The organism is Zhenhengia yiwuensis, from assembly GCF_014384995.1.
GTDB lineage: Bacteria > Bacillota > Clostridia > Lachnospirales > Cellulosilyticaceae > Zhenhengia > Zhenhengia yiwuensis.
Window position 1 is genome coordinate 1 of record NZ_JACRSY010000088.1, and the last position, 2542, is coordinate 2542.

Annotated in this window: 2 protein-coding genes; both read right to left on the reverse strand. The window is 36.2% G+C overall.

The annotated features are described in order from the left end of the window. On the reverse strand, positions 1-938 hold a 938-nt coding region (locus tag H8718_RS19910; RefSeq protein WP_249334804.1), incomplete at its 3' end, for a phage portal protein. Positions 939-954: 16 nt separating this feature from the next. Then, a partial coding sequence (locus H8718_RS19915) for a terminase large subunit (protein ID WP_249334805.1) occupies positions 955-2542 on the reverse strand: 1588 nt, incomplete at its 5' end.

Sequence of the window (2542 nt, forward strand, 5' to 3'; positions counted from 1 at the left end):
GCCTTATTAATAGCCTTCTCAAATTTGTTTACGATTGGCATAATAGCCAGTTTTACAAAAGCATCCCACACATCTTCAGGAATCGTTGAGTTAAATAGATTGACTGGTACATTAAAGAGCCTACAAATATCTGCATCGATAGCATTTTTAGATTCAATCATCTGCATTTCTGCACCAGTCTGTTGCAATTCATGATAGGTAATACCTTCATTTAGTACAATACAATCATTGTTTTGCTCATAGAGTCTTTTCCAAGCTTTCTTTAATTCGCTAATAGCTTCTGCAGTCAATCTTCTTGTACTCTGTAGAACTCCACGCTTAACGCCTCCATTCCCTATCGTTTGGGTTGTGTAATTCATATTGTCTAAAGCTTGTTTGAGGATGCTATTACATTCAGCTACAATGCCCTTTCCTTTTACCCCATCCATTGTGTTCTTGGTGCAGATAATAAAATTATCAGGGTTAAAGTTCTGTCCCTGGATACTTATTGTTATTGTTTTAAAGATAATGTCAGGCGAGTATAAAAGGGATATGTCTGTGGTGGGTATATAATGTAGTGACCACTTGTCTTTAGAGTAGCCTTGTCCACACATATAGACGTAACAAGCACCATCTAACAGGTAATCCCTTACCATAGCTTTCTTAAGTTCATCACCACTCATTAAAGCATTGGGGGCATCATTAAGTAAGTCTATTCTTTTCTCTCTCTTTACTTCTTCCACACTACCCTCTAGTTCCTTATAAAGTTTTACTTCTAAGTTAGATATAACATTACTTATGAGCTCCACATTTGCATAAACAGAAGGAAGTCCAATAGCCTGCTCTCTTGATATATTCTTACGCTTAATCTTTTCATGTTCTGTCCCTTCTAGGTGTAAATCTAACTCCTCAGTTATAACCTCAGTTCTTTCCCTTTGAAAGAAGTCTCTTAAAGCCATTTTCATCTCCTTCCCATTAAAAAACCTGAACAACAAAGTCCTCTTGAAGCCTATCTTTTTCAAGGAGATACATGGCATTAATCAGTGAAGCCACCATATCAATCTTCCCTGTCGATTTCTTCTTGTTGACGTATCTGTTCAGGTTTGTATCATATAGACACCTTGCATTCGCAAAGTTAATTTCTAATAATCGGTTACTCTCATAACCAAAGTGTTGTGTAAGGACAAGTTCCTCTAATAATTTAGTCGGGCTATGTAATACACTTGAGTGCTGTTTAATTTCTATCGTTTCATACCCACTACTTTCTAGCTTTTGAGCTGTACTAAGGCAATTGTAGCGATCAAATCCTATTCTCATTATAACAACACCATATTTCTCTTCTAATCCAAGTATGAAGCTTTCTATAAAAACATAATCTACTACATTTTCACCACACGCAAAGCAATTCCCATTCCTAATCATAGCTTGATAATCCACTTTTTCTATTCGTGTTTTCTCTTCGATCCTATCAGATGGTATAAATGCCCACACATTCGCATAAACCTTGCCACCTTCCTCAGTAATCATCGCTACGGAACAGTTATCCGTTGTCATGGCTAAGTCAATACCTATATAGACTTGTCTACCACACCAATTAAATGGCTCCTGTAGTCTACACTTTCTTACTTCTTCTGTAGGAATATAGATTTCTCCTATCATCCCATCAAGCCATATATTAAGGTGCTTACACTTGAAAGAGGTTAACTTAGCCCCTCCCATCTCAAGTGCTTTTTTATATTCACTTTCTAGGTATTCCTTACCATCCTCTAGGGTGCTTTGCAAAGGATTAGCTTTCATGAAGTTCTCAACTGTCATTTCATCTTTTTCATCTAAGCTATAGAGCATAGCAAAGAGCTTTTCATCTTCTACCACACCATCAATAACCTTCTTGCTGTAATCCGTCCACTCAAGAAATGGGTTCTGTGTGTTTGGGTAGCTAGTAGAAATTAATATTAAAAGCCTATTTTGAACTGATAACATACCTGAAGTCATAGATTCAATAAGTCCACCATCTTTAGCCGCTCCAACTTCATCTATACAAGCGGCTGAAACTCTGAGCCCATCTGTCGTATTAAATTCACTGGATAAGGCCTTAAGGGTATTTTGATTTAACTTACATGTAATGATATCCCTTTTAATATCAAACTTATCCTTGATATATGGACTAGACTCAAGTAGCTTTTTAGTTTCATTATAGACAATCCTTGCTTGATCTCTTGTGTTTGCACATAAATAAAATTCACTATACTTTGGTTCTAGTAACATCAAGATAATCATAATCATGGAGCTTCCAACTGATTTACTATTTTTCCTTGCTATCCATAACAAACAGACCTCATATCTTCTCTTTTCAGGCTTATCCTTCCTCTTCCAGCAAAAGATATTGAGTACAAAAAAATACTGGTAGCCCACACAAGCCTCATATAACGATTGGCCTGCTACAGCTCCAGTAGCAAAATTAATTAGTTTCATGATGTTCATTATCTTATCGGCTGTTCCATAATCAAAAAAGTAATCTATCTCTTCCTGATGGTCTATCTCATAAATAAACTTTTTACTTATT